This is a genomic window from Fibrobacter sp. UWR2 (genome assembly GCF_002210285.1).
Lineage (GTDB): Bacteria > Fibrobacterota > Fibrobacteria > Fibrobacterales > Fibrobacteraceae > Fibrobacter.
Map to the genome: position 1 here is coordinate 18,654 of NZ_MWQE01000007.1, position 18,942 is coordinate 37,595.

An 18,942-nucleotide genomic window follows, 5' to 3' on the forward strand; every position below is an offset into this window, starting at 1 on the left:
GTCTATATTTGGGCCGTTAGAATTCTGCGATGTTGCAGGATTTTTCCGGAAGTCATTGTCTAACCTTCCTAAAAAAACAACATGAAAAGCTATATCCAGCGCGAATGGCAGGATCTGGTTGTCCTCCTCCGCAATATTCCCTCCCTCGTCGTCAGTTTCTTTATTCTCTCCGTCGTGTGCATGAACTTGCTCGCGAACAAGGAACTGGTCTCCTTCGAATACATGGCACTTGACTGCGGCTTTACGCTCAGCTGGTTCTCGTTCCTCTGCATGGACATGATATGCAAGCGGTTCGGGCCCAAGGCCGCCATGAAAGTCTCGGTAGTCGCCCTCTTCGTGAACCTGTGCACCTGCCTGTTCTTCAACATCCTTTCGCATGCGCCGGGAATGTGGGGCGAATTCTACAGCTACATCGACACGAATCCCGATGCGGCCAAGGTCGCAAACGACGCCCTCAACGCCACGTTTGGCGGTTCCTGGTACGTGGTGCTGGGCTCTGCGCTCGCCATGTTCACTGCGTCTCTCGTCAACTCCGTCGTGAACTACGGCATGGGAAAATTCGCGAAAGGCAAGGATTTCAAGACGTTCGCCGCACGTTCCTACGTTTCGACGATGGTCGCGCAGTTTGTGGACAACATGATTTTCGCCCTTACGGTAAGCCACGTGTTCTTCGGCTGGACCATGAAGCAGGTCATCATCTGTTCGATTACGGGCGCCGTCATGGAACTCCTCTGCGAAGTCGTCTTCAGCCCAGTCGGCTACAGAATGGCCTGCAAGTGGGAAAAGGAAAACGTCGGTAGCGATTACCTCAAATTCAAGGCGGGGCAAGCATGAACGTGTTTATCAGCGGAACGCACAGCGGCATCGGCCGAGCCATCGCGGAACTGTTCCTGAGCAGGGGCGCGCACGTTGTCGGTTTCGATATCCAGAAATCAACGATTGACCACGCCGAATACGAGCATCATATTGCCGACGTCTCGGACAAGGCGTCTTTCCCAGAACTTTCGATGGCGGCAAACATCGTCGTGAGCAATGCAGGCGTACAGAATTCCGGCCGCGACATCGAAATCAACTTGATGGGCGCGATGAACTTTGTCGAAAAATATGCCATCCAGCCCGAAATCAAGTCGGTGCTTTTCATTGCGTCTTCGAGCGCGCACACCGGCGACGAATTCCCCGAATACGCCGTTTCGAAGGGCGGGCTGTTGACCTACGTGAAGAACGTGGGCCGCCGAGTCGCCAAGTTCGGTGCCACATGCAACAGCATTTCGCCGGGTGGCGTCAAGACCAGCCTCAACAAACCCGTGATGGACGACCCTGCGCTCTGGAACCGCATCATGGACGTGACCCCGCTCAGGCGCTGGGCCAAGCCCGAAGACATCGCGGAATGGGTCTGGTTCCTGACCGTCGTGAACAAGAACTGCACGGGCCAGGACATCCTCGTCGACAACGGCGAGAAAGACTTGAACAGCACCTTCGTGTGGCCGTAATACTAGCGAATATCCAGCTGAGTAAAAGATTTATAATGGCTGGACGTATAGTAGATAACACAATCTGAAGCGTAGACAAGGCGCTTATTCCCTCGGTTGTCGCCAAAATAATCTACGTCAGCCTCATGATATGTGCCTTTGGGTAAAAGGCCCTCGTTGTTACCGAATTTGTCGCCACCAATCATCACACCAATCGTTGTCCACGGATTAAAATTCCATTTATCATCAAACGTGTTGCCTGTTTTCGATTCGTAAAGAGCAATACCCTCGTCCTTACCAACATAATTTGCAGGCAGTTTGTCGAACTTGCACAAGTACGCCGCCACAGAGTCCTTGGTAGTGTACAGGCCGGATTCCTCCACCGCCTCGTAAATGCTTTTTTCTGTTGCGCTAGATGATTCAGCAACACTGCTAGATGATGAATCGGCGTCATCTCCGTCGACAGGCTCCACTGACACCGTACACGCCGCAAAGCAAACTGCGACGAGCCATGCCAGGAGGGTCTTTAAGGAAACATTTTTCATGCAATAAATATACATTAAACGGCCCAAGCACGCAAAACAGCAAAGCGACCGACGATAAAAGAACTATATTGTGGGCGATAACTAATAACTATTAACCATCAATGGCAAAAAAAATGGACATTAACGAACTCGCACAAAAGCACATCTTGAACCAGCCCCTCTACGTGACCGGCAAGCCCATCGCCTACACCGCCCGCGAATTCGGCCTCGACCCGAAAGACATCGACAAGCTCGCAAGCAACGAGAACCCGTTCGGCCCGAGCCCGAAGGGCATGGAAGAGGCCCGCAAGGCCCTGGAAGAAATCAACCTCTACCCGGATGGCGGTTCTTACGACCTCATCGGAAAGATTGCAGAGTTCCGCGGCGTGAAGCGCGAACAGATTGCCGTGGGTAACGGCAGCAACGAGCTCCTGGACATGATTGCCCAGGTGTTCCTCGGCCCCGGCACCGAAGCCGTGATGGGCAAGCACAGTTTCGCCGTCTACAAGCTCGCCACCATGGCGATGAACGCAAAGATTATCGAAGTTGACATGCCGGCCCCGGCCTACAACTACGACCTCAAGGCCATGCGCGCCGCCGTGAACGAGAAGACCCGCATCGTGTTCCTCGCGAACCCGAACAACCCGACGGGCTCCGACCTCACCGCCAAGGAAATCATCGACTTCGCCGACAGCCTTCCGGAAACCTGCGTGCTGGTAATGGACGAAGCCTACACCGAATTCATTGAAGACACGCCGGAACTCGTCCCGGATTTCAACAGCCGCATCGCCGAAGGCAGGAACATCATCTGCTGCCGTACCTTCAGCAAGATCTACGGTCTCGCCGGCCTCCGCGTGGGTTACTGCATCACCCGCCCCGAAATCGTGAACCTCATCAACCGCGTGCGTGAACCGTTCAACGTGAACAGCATCGCCCAGGCCGCCGCCATCGGCGCCATCGACGACCAGGAATACGTGAACAAGGTCCGCGAGCTCAACAAGAAGGGCCTCGACCAGCTCAAGGCCGGCTTCAAGGAATTGGGCCTCGCCTACGTGGACAGCCATGCGAACTTCATCGCCGTCAGCGGTTTCAAGGACCCGATGGACGCCTTCAAGTTCCTGCAGGCCAAGGGCACCATCATCCGTCCGCAGCCTGCCATGGGTGACGTGCTCCGCATTACCGTGGGTACCGAAGCGCAGAACGCAAAATGCCTCGCCAATATAAAGGCATACCTCGGCAAGTAAACCGCGAGGCGAAACCTCACGGGGTTGCACGCGTTATATCGAAGCGCGGCTTTTGCAGCCGTAGCATAGCAGAAAACCTGGTCCGCGAGGGCCGGGTTTCTTTGCGTGGTAAAATCGTACGCGATCCCGACACGCCCGCCTACGAGAACGACGAAATCACCGTAGACGGGAAACTTATCGAGGCCGCCCAGAAGTTCTACTTCGCGATGAACAAGCCCCGCGGCATCGTCACCACCGCAAGCGACGAGAAAGGCCGCAGGACCGTAATGGACCTGTTCCGCGAGCAATACGCCAAACTGTTCCCCGGCAAGCCCGTACCGCACATATCGCCGGTGGGCCGCCTCGATGCCGCCAGCGAAGGATTGCTCCTGTTCACCAACGACACGCAATGGGCCGACGCATTGCTGGACCCGCGCACCCCGAAAGCACACATCAAAATCTATCGCGTGCAGGTCGCAGGCAAACCTTCCGCAGCCGACCTTGCGAAAATGGAAGCAGGATTCAACGTCCCGCCCCGCGTATTCGGCGAAAGCGAGGAGTTCATGCACGCCGAACGCGCCGTTCTCCACAGCGAGGGCGAAAAGAACTGCTGGCTCGAAATCACGTTGTCCGAAGGCAAAAACCGCGAAATCCGCCGCATGCTCGCCCACCTGGGTTACGAAGTCATGCGTCTCGTGCGCATCCAGTTCGACAAGTACACACTCGATGACCTAAAACCCGGCGAAATCCGCCCCCTGATTCTCCTCTAAAAATCAGATTCCTTACCTTTCAGCGTTATTTTATCCTATATTTCCTTCTAGGAGAAAACATATGAATTTCATCAAGCGAATCTATATTGCATCTATCGTCTTATCGCTTGCGTTCTTCGCAGCCTGCGGAGATTCCGAATCAAGCAACATCGCCAGACCCGACGACCATTCAGGATCCGACATCACGAATTCGTCTGCCGTAGATAAGAACAGTTCTACAACCGACAAAAACAGTTCCTCTTCGGCCAAGAGTTCCTCGTCCACCAACGGTACTTCATCTAGTTCGGATAAGAATGGCGCATCCTCGTCAAGTTCGGGGAAAAACAACTCAACTTCATCAAGTTCCAGCATCAACGGCAGTGAAATAGCCGGAGGATGCTTCGTAAGCCTAGATCCTGTAGACTGGCGCATCATAGGTAAAGACACCGTATATATGCGTTACATTATTTCCTGCGACGGAGTCTCCTTGGGCTATATCTATAACGAAACCAATGAAAATCTCCCCATCGCAGCCGGTGGTCAAAAATGCACCTTGGACGACCACCTCGACGGTACTGTCGATGTCACCTGCGGCACAAACACCTATACTGCAAACAAACCTAGCGACATGGGCGTAGGCCTTTTTTCTGCGCCCGAGCTCGTTTCTTGCAAGGACACGGATTTATGGTGCCATAGCCCGATTATAGACGGAGCAGACAAGAGCCCCATCACTCAGATGATCTACAGAGAAAACGAAGGCTTTTTCTTCGCCAGCACAGGCACTCACGACCTGACAGACTGGAACGGAATTTGCATCACCTATACATCCGATACTGCAGCATATCTTATCATGGACCTTGGCGAAGCAAAGAACCAGGAACTAAACAACAACCTGCCACAAGTTACGCTCAAGAACAAGGCTCCGCTCCCCACAGAAAGGTGTTTCGGTTGGAAAGCATTCAAGCAGCCTCGCTGGGCTAGCCCCGCCATATCGGGAAATGACGCCGCCAAAACCATCGCCAGTTTCAAAATCAATCAACCATCAGGAAGCAATTTCGACCTTATCCGCATAAGAGCGTATCGGAATGAAGATCATTCCTTTGATCGGACCTGCGGTGATATGTGGTGTGCCGAATATGCAGAAGAAACGGTCATTACCGACTGCGGCAACGAGCCTGTCGGAGACTGGAAATCCACGACAGACGCCACCTCATCCGTGATTTGGCCTGCAAAACTCGGGCACGAGTTTAACCCTATATCTCTACTTCCGGTTATTGATATTTATAACAGTGTAGCAGGAACTTTCACCTTGGGCAATGGGGAAAATCCCTATGCAAAGATTGGTTTCGACATGAACTACAATTCCGACAAAGATTTCGACATCACCCAATGGGGTGGATTCTGCGTCACCTATAAATCCAGCCATGACTTCTTTGCGGAATTAACCCCGTCCAACGCAACCGAAGGCCAAGAGATTCCTAGAGTTCTAGTTCCCAGATCGCTGGAATACACGACCATCGACTTGCCCTGGTCTTCGTTCAGCCCGTCAGACGCTAGTACCGTAAACTTTGTCAACTTCGTGTTCAGCGAGCCCGCCGGAGCTACAGGCTATTTCGCCTTCTTCACCGTAGGCAAGCCGGGAACCTGCACAAAATAAAGGATTACTTCCCCATAAGGAGCTTGATATAATCATCTCCTTCTTCGCCAATCAACTGCAGGACCTTCAGGGACTTGTCAACAACAATTGTGCGCGGAAGGGAAATATTCTGGCCTTCCTTTACAAGCCCAAAGCCTTCAGTCAAGCGGCCATAAGGGTCAGTAACGGACGCGATTTTATCAGCAGAGAGTTTAGTAAGAAAATTCTTTACCTTGGCCGTCTCGCGCTCCCCCACATTCACGAGCACAATCGCCGTCCCCGCCTTCTCGATTTCTGCCTGGTGCGCAACAACCTGCTTTATACCCGCACGACACGGGATACACCATGTAGCAAAATAGACCAGCGCCACACGGTCATTTTTTTGGGCTAGGCGCTGCAGGTGCACTCGCGTAAACGGAGCATTGTCATTCTGCAATTCACGTACAGCAAACCACGGGAGCGAATCCTTCATGGCCTCGGGTAACGGAAGTTTCTGCGAATCAGCGGCAAAAGCACTAGTAGAAAAGAATGTGACAATCGCAAAGAGTGCGACAAAAAGCTTTTTCATATTACCTCGGAACCCATCGACCAAGTTCCTTAAACCAGTCGGCAAGTAAATTGCCCTTGTCTATACTGTTTACAATCTTGGACTTGGCCTCGGCCTCGTCAAACCTACCCGCGCCCTTGAGAGTTGCGCCTAGGGTAAAATACGTCTCGCCACTGCACGAACTGCCGTTCAGTGCCACGACCTCGGTACAAATGACTCCCAGGCCGCCTTCCTTGCACTTGGGGTCAGAAAGTTCGAGACTCAGCACAAGCCCGACTTCGCAGGCAGTATCCTGATTCGTCTGCAGATAAATTTTTTTCGACAGTTCCTGGAAAATCTTGACACCCTCTTCGGCCTCGAGAACGCCTTCAAAGTAAACCTTGTAGCGGCTCTTGAAATCGTTGTAATTTTCCTGGGCCTTAACGTAGTTCTCCTCGATGTCGCCATAACCGTCCTTGAAACCGAGCGATTCGAGAATCTGCACGGCAGATTTGTACGTGGCATAGGCCTCGACCATCTTGTCGTAGTTACTAAACTTTTCCAGCGGGTGGCTGGTCATCTGGAGAACAGCCATCGAAGACACAAGCGCATCTCGCGCCGTCTGGTAATCCTGGCGGTAAGGTTTTGCCGCATCTTCCCTATTCATACAGGCAACCACGCCCACAAGGCCGTCACGGGTAAGCGTCTTTTGCACATGTACGTCCTGACGGTTGCGTAGCTGCGTTGTCACATTCGACTGGATTTCAAAACTCGACTCGATTTTTTCCTTGCCATCGGCACTCACCTGTTCGCGCTTGACAGCCGTATTGCTCGCCGTAACGGAACTCTGGATCTGGGCTGCAATTTTCGTAATGGCAATATCTAGAGCTTGGTCATAATCCTCAGCGGTAGCGGTCCCCTGCAGGCTGCCTATGGGGCACTTCTGCATGCGCAGTTCCTCGGCCAGGGACAATGTCGGCTTAGGCGACGTAGAAGGGTTCGTCGCAGGCGTAGGTTCACTCGAAGAACAGCCCAGGATAGCCAAAAAGGCCATAAGAGGCAAGGACATTCTCGAAAAAGGGACTCGTTTCATCATCGTAAAGAAATCTAAATCTTCATATTGCAAAAGTCAAGTAAGAACCTCACCGAAATCGCCCATTTGCCTTGTTTTTCAGGGAAAAGGCGACAATCCATACGAGAAAGTGCAGGCCTTTGTGAGGCCCGCACTTAACACAGAAGGAGAACTCTAAACTAACGGAAATTCGCCGTAAGGGCATTGACTTGGCCCGGATTGAAGGTGCGGGTCGCTTCCATCACACCATCGCTCCAGCCGGAGAATACGGCACCCGAAGTGGGTTCGGCAGTCACCGTCACGGGCAAATCCTGGAAGAACGAGACCTGCATCGGGTACGTGTCAATCGGCAGGTTGTGCACTAGAATACGGCCCGAGCCCTGCACTGACAAAGTAACAGGAACGTTCGAACCTAGGCAGAAGTACGACTGCATTTCGCTCATAATCGTCTGCTGGCGGCTCTGCGCATAGCTCTTTACCGTTTCAAGGTTGTTCGACATCGAAGACGTGTTGTAGCCCCAGAACTGCGCATCGCGGGCAATTTCGGGTTCCACCTGCGACTGCAATTCATCAATACGCTTCAGGAGCCGCTCGGCTGAGAAGTTCATGGATAGCAGGACGCTAAAGCGGTTGATGAACGCCTTCTTGAAGCCTTCGTTGCCGAGCAGGCGAATCATGAGAATCGTGTGGTCCGAGATAGAGCCCGTCGGCTGCTGATCCTGACAACCCTGCTGGCCACCTTGCTGGCCACCCATGCCCGGCATCATCATGCCACCACCGTTACCGGTGCCGTTGACATTGGTCACGTAGCTGAACACATTGCCGCGCTGCTGGTTGTAACTCACGCCAAAACCGAAGTCGGTATCGTACAGGAACCACCTCCACTTGCTCTTCTGGCTGGCGACACGCCACTTCTTCATATTGTTGTGCGGCCAGTCGCTATTGTTCAAGAACATTTCGGCTTGCATGTAGTTCATGAAGTTGTCGACATCTATCTGGTCGGCAATCTTCTTGTAGTTTGCTTCACTAGCGAGAGTATTGCTCTGGAGCCAGCTAAGCATCGACTTGTAATCGGCAGCGGAACCGGCAGAGGCCTCGTCAGCTCCACTAGCTGTCGTAGCAAGGAGATCGATGTCGTTGGGATCGTAACCATACTTGGTTTCGTAATAGTACTCGTTGTTGCGTTCGCGCAAGTCGTGGATGCCATAATACTTGCCGTTGTAGTACACCACGACATAACGTCCTCGCTGGTAATCTACGTCAAGGCCTTCCGTCATCGAGGTTCCCAGGCGGTCGCGCACGTACTCGTCGCCGCTGTTGTTACCGAAGTTCCTGAGCGAGAACGCCTTAAATTTCTTGAGTTCCGGGTAATCCGGGAACAGCGGGTACTTGAGACGCTTGTTGCCGTATTCCTCACGCAGTGTCACGGCGAACGACTTTTTCTCCTTCGCGCGGCTGTACTGGCCCGAAATCTTGTAGTCGCCCATCACACCAAACGCAGGGGTCTTCGGGGAACCGGGTTCAAACATTTCCACATAAACAGGGAGTTCACGGTTACTCCAGAAGTTTGCACCCTTCTTCGGGTCCATCATGGAGGCTCCGTTACCCGTCATGTACAAGCCCGTATCGGGGCTGAACATCGAAAGCGGGTCGGTAGTCACGAAGATGGCAGCAAGGGTCGGCTGCTGTTCAAACACGTAGGTACGGATAAACTCTTCGCTCGGGAAACTCCCTTCGGCAAAGGTGCGGCAGCGCAACACGGTTGTGCTAGAGATGTTCAGGGACTGCACTACGGGAGAATTCATCGTAGGTTCGGTTCCGCCCTGTTCGCAGCGCGTTCCGGCCGGGAACGAGACTGAAACTGCAGAAGAATAGAACCCCGAAGGCGGAACGTTTACAGCATTGGACTGTGCCTGCACCGCAAACACCTCGCCCGCCGTATTGCCATAAGGCGAAGGAGTAGCAAAGCCCCACTTGCCAGCAGCATCACGGGACCAGGAAGCCCCCGTCGGGAGAGCAGTATAGCTCACGGAATCAAGGATGGAATTGTTTTCGTCTACAAGGAAAAGAGTTCCCGAATTTTCGGCCTTGAAGGTCGTGTGCGGTTCGTGACCGCGCTTGCGGGCGATATACGACGTCACCATGAGGGTCGTCGTTTCGCTGCCCTGAGTTTCTGTAGCAAACGTAGTCGCCGAAACCTGCGAAAGATTGAGCGCTCTAGCATTGTCGCCAAGACGCACATAATAGACGGCACTAGAATCGCCCGTACCGCGGAGGTTCTTGCCGCTCCAGCCGCTCATTTCAGAGCCTTCCTTGAAGTTCAGGCGAATCTTGTGGTTCTTGGTGATGAACCCGCGTACCACGAGCTGGTCAGCACTGCTCGGCTTCGAGGCGGCATTGACCACCACGCGGGAATATTCACCTCCCTGGGCAACCTTCATCACGGCGCCCACAACATTACTGCCACCTTCGTTATAGCAGAGTGCGGATTTCCCAGGCAGATTCGTCACGTTGTCCGTAGAACCAGTCGCAGCGCCAGCACCGGCACCTGCTCCGGCACCACCTGCTCCAGCGCCACCGCCAAAGTCAAAGGCGCCACCGCCAGGATTCATGCCGCCGCCCCAATCACCCATGCCGGGGAATGCGCCGAACCCGCCCGCAGACGCTTCGGAAGAGCAGTTCATACTGAGCATGTCCACAGAATCAGACGGAGCAACGTAATCGGCGTAGTTCTTGCCCGAAAGGAACACCACCATGTGGCTCTTTGCAGGGACCGTCGCATTGCCGAACACCCAGCGGCGCGGATATTTCGCGTCATTACTGAGGGCCACGCCCTTGAGGCTCACCGGAGCGTCACTCGTGTTGTAGAGTTCGAGCCAGCCCGGATCATTGCCGTCATTATCCTTGAAATTCGCATTCTCGGGCGAAACTTCGGAGAAAATAACCGGGAAGTTACCCGCGTAAGTGAGCGGAGTATCGACCGGGACCATCTGCGGGTCTTCGCCAGGGAGCGGTCCCTCGTGCGAACCGTCATCCTTCTTGGAAGAAGAGGACGCAATCGGCAAACCGCCCTGGGAAAGCGGAGTATCCCCGCCACCTGAAACACTGGAACCTGGTATCGGCTGGCCATCATCGCCAATAACAGCCGAAGATCCTCCCGGCAAATCGGCACCGGAATCTATATCCGGACTTGTTCCGGAATCATCTGAGCATGCCACCACGCATGCCAATCCTAAACATACCACACACCAGAATGAATAACTCCTGATATGCATACTTCAATAATATCTTTAGAAATGCCGTTTTTCAAGAAAAAACGCGATTTACACGACAGATTCCGTTCATAAAAACGGGACATTTTTTCCCTTCTCGCTCATCATGGGACTATTCGCCCCAAAAAAGGGTATATTAGGAACATGAAGGCCTCTTTTCTCTCTTTTTTGACACTCGCGGGCTTTTGCGCCGCATGGGCAGCCCCCCTGTTTATCGGCTATTATCCCGACTGGGGAAAATGGCACAAACCCGCCTACACGGTAGACAAAGTCCCGTACGAAAAGTTGACGCACGTACTGTGGAGTTTCATTACGCCGAACACCGACGGTTCGCTCAAGGGCGATGCCGCAGACGACCCGACTGCACTCGATGAAATGGTCTCGCTCGCGCACGCCGTAGGCACCAAGGTCATCGTCTCGCTCGGCGGTGGCGGACAGAGCGAAAACTTCGTGCCCGTCGCATCGAACGACGCGCTCCGCCAAAAGTTTATCACGAACCTCGTGCAGTTCCTCGCCGACCACAACCTGGACGGCCTTGACATGGACTGGGAATGGGAATACAATCCCGTACCCGACGCAGACACCATCGCCTACAACAAGCTGCTCACCGAGCTCCGCGCAGCGCTCCCCGAAGGCAAGACTCTTTCGGCAGCACTCCCCTGCTCGCAGTATTACGGCAAATACTTCACGCCCGAAGTCCTCGTGAAAAACCTCGACTGGCTCGGGTTCATGACCTACGACATCACCGGCGACTGGGACGAAAAGGCCATGTTCGATTCGCCGCTCTACCCGCACGAAGGCTACACCACCTGGTCGTGGGAACAGACCCGCGACTACTGGAAAAATCGCGGAGTCCCCACCGAAAAGATGGTCTTCGGCATTCCCTCCTTCGGGTTTGAATTCAAGGGCGCCACGGGCCCCGGCACCGATTTTACCAAGGGCACGGCAAAGCAGGTCCCGTACAAGGACATTGTCGCGAACACCGAATGGGAATACTTTTTCGACAGCGTCTCCGTGGAACCTTACGGCGTATCTTCGACCGGCTACGTGACCTTCGAAGATCCGCATTCCTCTGCCGTCAAGAGCCGCTGGGTCAAGGACAACGGCTACGCAGGCATCATGGTCTGGGAAGTCTCGCACGACTACATCGAAGGGGTCGGAAACCCGATCCTCGACAGCATCGCGGTAGTTTTGCGCGATGGTTCCACCGACGCAATTCCATACGCCCGCAAGGTCCGCACCACATCGCAGCCCCGGGCGCAAGGCGTTACAGACAAGCAGGTGGACGCCCTCGGGAAGAGCGTGAAGGGCAAGCCGAAATTTATCCGTGTTTTCGAGCCGTAAAAAAATCATTTTTTTACTTGACTTTACGCAAATTCTGTATTAGATTGACAACATCGGGTCTTTTCCCGAAAGGTGTGTGGATTATATGGTGAAAAAATATCTCGCGGGCGCCGCCCCCGTTATCACAACTGCGGCATTGGCAACAGGCATGCTTGCCGCAATGTCATTCGCGGCGGACCGTTCCGTCGCCCTCAACAAAGAAATCGAGACGCTCGAACCCATGAAGGGAATCGTGTTCTGGCCCGACCAGGCAAAAGACCAGAAGGACCTTCAAAAATCCATCTCGCTCGAATTCTCGTACTGCCTCCCCTGCGCCGTGGTGACAGGCAAGACCGACGGCAAAATCAACTACGACTGGAGCAGTTTCGAGAAGATGCTCGACGACATCGCGAGCCGCGGGCACCAGGCTATCGTGCGGTTCCGCATCGAGTACCCGAGCGCAACCATCACGAACGCATCGGGCTGCACCGAGAAGGTAAAGGGCGCCACCGCAGTCCCCAACTACATCAAGGCGAACAAGTCCTACACCGAGACATATTCCGAAGACCCGGGCGGCGACGGCCCCACCTACTACGCCGACTGGAGAAGCGAAGAACTCAAGTGGTTCTACAAGCAGTTCTACACCGACTTCGCGGCCAAATACGATAAGGATCCGCGCATCGCCTTCGTGCAGGCCGGTTTCGGGCACTGGGCCGAATACCACATATACGGCACGACGCTCAAGCTGGACACGAACTTCGCCGGCAAGGATTACCAGAGCGAATTCCTCAGGCATCTTGACACACTGTTTGCAGAGACTCCCTGGAGCATCTCCATTGACGCCGCCGACAAGAAATACACACCTATCGCAGGGAACAAGACCCTACTCGGGCTCAAATTCGGGCTGTTCGACGACTCCTTCATGCACAAGGAGCACGATATTGCGCAGGGTGACGGCGACAACGAGAAAAACTGGCAGGCCATCGGCGAAAACCGCTGGCAAACATCGCCCGCCGGCGGTGAAATCAGCTACTACGAAGACAAGGACCAGCACGAATTCCTGAACCCGGCAGGCCTCTACGGCGTCACCTGGGAAGATGCAGCCGCCAAGTACCACATGACGTACGTGATCGGCAACGACGCGCCCGAAGGCCAGTACGCCACCAAGGACCGCGTGTACGAGGCCAGTTCCTATGCGGGCTACAAGTTCGAAATCACGGGCTACGCAGTCAACAAGGTTTCGGCCGCCGTCCGCGTGAAGAATGTCGGCATCGCGCCGCTGTACCACAACGCCTACGTGACCGTGAAGGGAGTGCGCAGCAAGACTTCGCTCAAGGGACTTTTGCCCGGCAAAGAAGCCACCTACACCGTCGCAGGTCTCGAAATCGGCGACAGCGAATCGCCCGAAGTGACCATTACCGGCGACAAACTTCTGAAAGACGCGACCATCCCCTACAAGGCAAAACTCGACGGGAGCGCAGATGTCATCGAAGGGCTCGTCGACGAGAACGGAACCACAGCCATCGCGGGTGCGCGCATTTTAAGCCCCGACAAAGACAATCTCGACAAAACACGCACCAACAAGCTGACCGACCTCAAGGGCCGCAACGTTCCGGGCAAGGCCGCACACGGAGCGTATTACAAGGTCAAGGCGAAATAGTTTCGGTATGCCGCCCGCTAGTCCTTCACGCAGCGGACGGAAATGGCGTACATGTACTTCTCGTTAACCGAGATATGCGTCCCGGTCGCCCAGGAAGTATAGTCATCGTACATGATGAACATCCAGGCGTATTCCTCGGCATAGTCCAGCGACCAGAAGAACGCCTTCTCGCCGGCATTCTTGAATTCGTCAGAATCAAAAAGGTAGTAGCCGCCCGGCAACAGCGAAAAGCCGAAAATGTCGCTGCCGTAGGGCCACGCGGTAGCGCTCCTCAGCATGTTGGAAACGCGGTCGGGTTCGCCCTCGTCCACAACTTCGACTTTCGGCAAGAGCGCACTGGCCTGGTCCTCGACGTCGTGCATTTCCTTTGTCGTAGGCAGGTGCCAGCCATCCATGCATATTCCCTGCACCTTCTCTAAATCCTTGCAATACGTTCCGTTGCCGCATGTGAGCGGATTTTCCGGGTCATTCGCAATAGCGACCGAGTCAATCGCGGCAGCCCACGTGTAAAGCCTGCCGTACTTGGTACAGCTATCCGCCTCGTTACCATAACACCAGCTTTTGCCAAGCAGGCTCGGCGTCGCATTGCTATCCGCATAGTTTAGATTTTCTGCCATCCACACCGCAGAATCCATCTGCACCGTCTTGTAAACTTGTCCGTCGCGCTCGTCCACGACTTCGCCATACTCGATATCGGCATTCAGGTACTGCCAAGGCACCTTCCCTTCCAGGCCCATCTTTTTCGCAGTCGTATCCTTCGTCGAATTGATTCCCAACTCTTCTTCGCCACGCTTTTTCAAGTTCGCAGCCAAATTAGCCAGGTATTCTTCGGCGACAACCTTCGCGATAAACCTGCGCGTGCATACCAGGTGAAGTTCCGTACACGATTCTTGCCCGAGCTGGTCCACAAATTCACCATCAGCCTTTTCACAATCCTCCGCAAACGCATCGAAGTCCGCCCTACAGGCCGATTCATCGTCTTCCGCATAACTGTTGTCAAGCCTATCCGTGGTCACGGCGTACAGGGAATCTCGCGACAGAATCTGGGTCAGCGTCTTTTTCGTTTCACCCAAGGAGAGCGAAAGCCGGACGGCATTCTGTTTCTTGTAGATGTAGATACTCGAAGAATCCGCACCGGAATCTGCAGGCGCAAAGGCGTAATACCGTTCTCCATCCGAGTCAAAGTTCACCTCGTACCACGATATGGACGAATCGCCTTCCATCACAACCTTCGAAGAATCGACAGGCTCGGACTCCCACGTCGACAGGATCTTCATGTAGGCAACGGTATCCGTGATATTCTGCGCGTTTTCCTCTTCGGTCGTGCCATGCGCAAGATACTTCTCGTTTTCGGAACACGCCGCAACAACAGCCAAAAGAACCAAAAACGGAGAAATCCACAGAAGAAATACGGGTAGCAACTTGCGCATATATGAGAAATATATAAAAGATTTTTGTCGGGGGAAGCCTCCCCCTCGCTCGCACTTCGTTGCTCCCTACCCCTTCGAGCGGGCCCTCAGTCGCCGGCCCGCAACGCCCCGGCTAATTATTTCAGCTTGGCAAGGTGGTCAAAATTTTTGACCACATCCTTTTTCTCACTTTTAATTGCGGCGAATTCGCCATAATTAAAGGCAAATTCATTTACAATCCCATCTCCTTCACTTCCTTAATCAAGAAGTTTTCTAACTGTTGCTTGTCGGGAAGTTGAAGTTTGTATGTCGAAACAAACAGCTTCTCGTCCATGCCATTTAACACGTACTGGACCATTTTCGGCCCTTTTTCCGTACAGAGCAAAATCCCGATCGGGGGATTATCCCCGTCCACCATCTCGCAATCCTTGAAATATGAGATGTAGGCATTCAATTGAGCCGCATGTTCGATGCGGAACTTACCGACCTTCAACTCCACAATCACATTGCAGTGCAGCAAACGGTTGTAAAGCACCAAATCGATAAAATTATACTCGTCGTCTATGATGATGCGTTTCTGCCGAGCCTCAAAGCAGAACCCTTTGCCCATCTCCAACAGGAACTCCTGCAAATGATCCATGATTGCTTGCTCCAATTCTGTTTCGGAAAAAGCATCCTTGGCATCAAGGTCTAAAAAGTCGAGAGTATACGCATCCTTAACCGACAGAACTGCATCAGCACCGCCCTTTTCCACCCTTTGCAGTAGCAGTTCCGGCTTTTTGCTAATCCCGCTCCTGAAATAGAGCTTCGTGTCGATTTGCCGATGGAGTTCCCTCACGCTCCATGTGCCCTTGATACATTCAAGTTCATAGAAGAATCGCTCAACAGGATCTTCGATAGGCATTATTTCTTTAATGTGCGAGAAAGAAAGTCGTGTTACAAGCAGTTCTGGCGGCGTTTCGAATTTGCGAGACACTGTCTCGCAAATTGAGCCACCGAGTTTTTTCTCAATAAAAGCCATTTTTCCGGGGAAAAAGTCTATTCCCCGCAATTTGTGAGACGCAGTCTCACAAATCTGTGGATATTTCACGTAAAACATCCTGCATGCATTCAGCAACTGTCGGTCGAGTCCCTTGATGGACAACTTATCCGCCAAATTCTGCAATAGGCGAGCCCCGTACTTGGCTCGGTCGCACCCCTCTTGCTCATATTCGACTATATAGCAGCCGATGGCCCAATTTCGTATTGTCAGCAGCTGGTTTACAGCACCCTTGGCTACAGAACTAGTCGCGTTATGGACGTTTTTTACTCGTTCTGCAAGGTTTTCAAAAGTTGTTCCGTCAGCCTTGCCGATAGGCGACACACGCTTATTCATCTTTTACTCCCTTCCCCGCAGACATGCGTAAAACAGCGGGGCTTTTTCGCTTCATTTTGCTCTTTTGAGCACTATAAATATAAACTTTCTAGGGGTGAATGTCAAGAGTTTTTTGAAAAATTCCACATTTTATACCATTCCAATAATCTATATTGCAGTTGACATAGCCCCGTACCGAATGGTTCGGAGCAACCGGAATTTTTGAGATTCGTCTCTTATTCTCGAACCTGAAACTACCACTTTCAATCAACACGAGAGTAAGACGAACGCTCACGTCCCAATTGGGGCGTGGGTCGTTTGTGCTTATTGTGTTGAAGGGTGTGGTAGCCCACAGGTTCGATAAGCACGCGAAACGACTCCACGCCTTTTTTATTTTCAAATAATTGGTAGAGTTTTTCTTCTGCAATAGGGACTTATCTCGCTGATAAGGATGCCCCTATGGCAAAAATCGAAGTCATACAGACTGTTGACACATCAAATTTCAAGGCAGCCAATGCCGAAGAGCTGAAAAAGCAGATTGTACACTATTTTGCCGAAAAAGGATGTCCACCGACTGTTGAAATCATTTCCGACAATACAGTCAAAATCACTTTTGACACAGATAGCCTTGAATACGCTGAAAAGAATTTTCAGAAAGCGTCTTTAGCTTGCAGTGAGGGACGTTTCAATGCGGCAATGGATTTGCTGCATAAAGCAATCAAGGCCTGCCCTGGGTTTTCTGAAGCTCATCGCCTTCTAGGACAAGTTTTCTACCAGCAAGGTGAAATAGAGAAGGGCATGAACGAAGTCCTTGAGGCGCTTCTCATCGACCCCAAAAATATGTGGGCACTCATCCTGATGGGCAACATCCTCGCCAACGGCAAGAATAATGCCGAAGCCGCAGACGGATATTACAAGAAAGTTTTGGAATACTATCCCGATAATGCAATTGCTCTCAACAATGTGGCCGGGACACTGATCAAGAAAAAAGATTACGACGGGGCAATTCGCTACATGAAGCGAGCCCTTGAATTGGATAATACCTACACGAACAGCTATTACGGAATTGCTTTGGCATACTATCAAAAGGACGATTTGGACAACGCTTTTGAATATGCGAGTCAAGGTGCGCTGAAGGGAGTCAATCGCGCAGAAGATCCTGGCGTTCGTCAAGAACTTTTGAAACTGCTGCTGACCATTGCAAGAGATATTGCTCAATCTACAGATTACGAATCCAAGGTTTTCGAATTTGCGCACAGCCTTGAAACCAAGTTTGATGTAGCAATCAAATTCGAGCGCGATGACGAGCAGGATACTTTAGCACATTTGGAATTCGCAGATTTCCATCATCGCAAGGATCACGTTGTCAAATACAAGAAAGATGGCAACTATTGCCACTACATGCTGCATGAATTGACTCACCTTGAAATGATGTTATCCGCCCAAAGGAATGGCAAACTCCAGACCATCGGATTTACACAGAAAAATTTTGATGCTTTCTTGCAAGACTATAAACGCCATTTCGATGAAGTCAAGAAAAAAATAGGTGCAGTCCAATCGGAAAAATTGGCGAAGCACTTATTCCAAGGATTGTCATTACAGGTAATGAACGCTCCGTTAGATTTGTTCGTAGAACAGAATATCTATCAGAAGACGGTATTCAGGCCACTTCAATTGACATCGTTATTTGCAATGGAATCAAGCAACATCGATGCCGTGCGACAGACCGCGAATGTTGCTGAATTTCCGCAAATTATCAAGGACACGAATAAACTGTTAAACATGCTTCAATCCTTGCTTTTACGCAAGCTCTATGGATTGGATTTTGTCAATCAGTACAAGCCCTCGCAAAACATGCTGAACAGAGCAAAAGAGTTTTTCAAGGTATTTGAAGATACTCTTGCCACGTTCAATGCCGGCGACGAATACACAGTCTTTGAAAAGGTTGCTACAGCACTTGGCCTAGTAAAGTATTTCACGCTTTCCGGCGTAGAAAAGAGCGAAATCAAAACAGAGACCGACAGAAAGCAGGACCAGTTCAACGAAACGCACAATCCTGCAAATGCAGATCCGATGATTGCCGTCATGATGTCCTCCTATATGGTCGGGGCTTTGGAATACTTTGAAGGACTATTGCCAGAAGACATCGAGAAGATTGCCTTTGAATGCGCCATGGTTGGACAGAACGGAATCAGCCCGGCACAAAAGAGCGGATACAAACTGAACAACGTTCCTGAAAAAGACTTTAGCGGCTATGAACTGCTCGCTTATTACTATGCAAGCTGGGCAATTTCACATCCAGAAATGCTTGACAAGTTGCAATTGCCGTTTGCGGATGCCTACAACATGGCAAAACAGATGTTTGATTCCAGACGAGGTGAAAAATGAGCGACTTTGAAAAAATGAAGGCGAAGGTCAAGCAATTCACTATTGACCGCGATTGGGATCAATTCCATAATGGCAAGGATCTCGCCATTGCTCTTTCGGGCGAAGCATCGGAACTTCTCAATGCGTTTCTCTGGAAGAAGCCCGAAGATGTAAAAATTGAGAAAGTCAAGGAAGAACTCGCAGACGTATTCAATTATGCATTCTTGATGGCCGACAAGTACAATCTCGACATTGAACAAATCATGGATGAAAAACTGCGGATTAACGGAGAAAAGTATCCAGTTGATAAGGCTAAGGGATCCGCGAAGAAATATAACGAGTTGTAGGGGTAAGAACA

General features: G+C 52.0%; 15 protein-coding genes. 9 read left to right on the top strand and 6 right to left on the bottom strand.

Going from position 1 to position 18,942, the window contains the following annotated elements:
- The first annotated feature begins 81 nt into the window (after positions 1 to 81).
- Together B7994_RS09925 and B7994_RS09930 are read left to right on the top strand one after the other, a co-directional pair.
- Complete coding sequence (locus B7994_RS09925) at positions 82 to 834, top strand: VUT family protein (RefSeq protein WP_088638311.1); 753 nt, start codon at positions 82 to 84, stop codon at positions 832 to 834.
- The gene (locus tag B7994_RS09930; RefSeq protein WP_088638312.1) at positions 831 to 1,490 is read left to right on the top strand and encodes an SDR family NAD(P)-dependent oxidoreductase; all 660 of its coding nucleotides are present in this window, start codon (positions 831 to 833) and stop codon (positions 1,488 to 1,490) included. Before B7994_RS09925 ends, B7994_RS09930 begins: the two co-directional genes overlap by 4 nt.
- A 2-nt stretch (positions 1,491 to 1,492) precedes the next feature.
- Here B7994_RS09930 and B7994_RS09935 read toward each other — a convergent pair whose 3' ends face one another.
- Positions 1,493 to 2,014: a ribonuclease domain-containing protein gene (locus B7994_RS09935; RefSeq protein WP_158213133.1), complete on the bottom strand. Its 522-nt coding sequence runs from the start codon at positions 2,012 to 2,014 to the stop codon at positions 1,493 to 1,495.
- Positions 2,015 to 2,115: 101 nt separating this feature from the next.
- On the opposite strand from B7994_RS09935, the gene hisC reads away from it, so the two are divergent.
- The 3 genes from hisC (at position 2,116) to B7994_RS09955 (ending at position 5,622) form a co-directional block, all read left to right on the top strand.
- Positions 2,116 to 3,237, top strand: a complete 1,122-nt coding sequence (gene hisC, locus B7994_RS09940; protein WP_233143159.1) for a histidinol-phosphate transaminase — start codon at positions 2,116 to 2,118, stop codon at positions 3,235 to 3,237.
- Positions 3,201 to 3,986 (top strand): pseudouridine synthase, encoded by a 786-nt coding sequence (locus B7994_RS09945; protein ID WP_088638433.1) that lies wholly within the window; start codon positions 3,201 to 3,203, stop codon positions 3,984 to 3,986. The genes hisC and B7994_RS09945 overlap by 37 nt, the downstream gene beginning before the upstream one ends.
- A 61-nt stretch (positions 3,987 to 4,047) precedes the next feature.
- Entirely contained in the window at positions 4,048 to 5,622 is a 1,575-nt protein-coding gene (locus B7994_RS09955) for a hypothetical protein (protein ID WP_144063841.1), read from the top strand.
- 4 nt (positions 5,623 to 5,626) lie between these two features.
- Here the strand turns inward: B7994_RS09955 and B7994_RS09960 are convergent, their stop codons facing one another.
- From B7994_RS09960 to B7994_RS09975, 3 genes are all read right to left on the bottom strand, one after another.
- On the bottom strand, positions 5,627 to 6,169 hold the full coding sequence (locus B7994_RS09960; protein WP_088638317.1) for a TlpA disulfide reductase family protein: 543 nt from the start codon (positions 6,167 to 6,169) through the stop codon (positions 5,627 to 5,629).
- Position 6,170: 1 nt separating this feature from the next.
- Positions 6,171 to 7,196: a hypothetical protein gene (locus B7994_RS09965; RefSeq protein WP_144063842.1), complete on the bottom strand. Its 1,026-nt coding sequence runs from the start codon at positions 7,194 to 7,196 to the stop codon at positions 6,171 to 6,173.
- Positions 7,197 to 7,378: 182 nt separating this feature from the next.
- A complete protein-coding gene (locus B7994_RS09975) occupies positions 7,379 to 10,420 on the bottom strand; it encodes a CotH kinase family protein (protein WP_233143160.1) in 3,042 nt (1,013 codons plus the stop codon).
- 195 nt (positions 10,421 to 10,615) lie between these two features.
- Here B7994_RS09975 and B7994_RS09980 point away from each other — a divergent pair, with 195 nt between their 5' ends.
- Positions 10,616 to 11,815, top strand: coding sequence for a glycoside hydrolase family 18 protein (locus tag B7994_RS09980; protein WP_088638321.1), 1,200 nt, complete (start codon positions 10,616 to 10,618; stop codon positions 11,813 to 11,815).
- Between the two features lie 85 nt (positions 11,816 to 11,900).
- Entirely contained in the window at positions 11,901 to 13,454 is a 1,554-nt protein-coding gene (locus tag B7994_RS09985) for a DUF4832 domain-containing protein (protein WP_088638322.1), read from the top strand.
- A 17-nt stretch (positions 13,455 to 13,471) separates the two neighbouring features.
- Here the strand turns inward: B7994_RS09985 and B7994_RS09990 are convergent, their stop codons facing one another.
- Complete coding sequence (locus tag B7994_RS09990) at positions 13,472 to 14,884, bottom strand: FISUMP domain-containing protein (RefSeq protein WP_088638323.1); 1,413 nt, start codon at positions 14,882 to 14,884, stop codon at positions 13,472 to 13,474.
- A 211-nt stretch (positions 14,885 to 15,095) separates the two neighbouring features.
- Positions 15,096 to 16,238, bottom strand: a complete 1,143-nt coding sequence (locus tag B7994_RS09995; RefSeq protein ID WP_088638324.1) for a YhcG family protein — start codon at positions 16,236 to 16,238, stop codon at positions 15,096 to 15,098.
- 438 nt (positions 16,239 to 16,676) lie between these two features.
- On the opposite strand from B7994_RS09995, the gene B7994_RS10000 reads away from it, so the two are divergent.
- Together B7994_RS10000 and B7994_RS10005 are read left to right on the top strand one after the other, a co-directional pair.
- The gene (locus B7994_RS10000) at positions 16,677 to 18,605 is read left to right on the top strand and encodes a tetratricopeptide repeat protein (protein WP_088638325.1); all 1,929 of its coding nucleotides are present in this window, start codon (positions 16,677 to 16,679) and stop codon (positions 18,603 to 18,605) included.
- A complete protein-coding gene (locus tag B7994_RS10005) occupies positions 18,602 to 18,931 on the top strand; it encodes a nucleotide pyrophosphohydrolase (protein WP_088638326.1) in 330 nt (109 codons plus the stop codon). Before B7994_RS10000 ends, B7994_RS10005 begins: the two co-directional genes overlap by 4 nt.
- Positions 18,932 to 18,942: the final 11 nt, after the last annotated feature.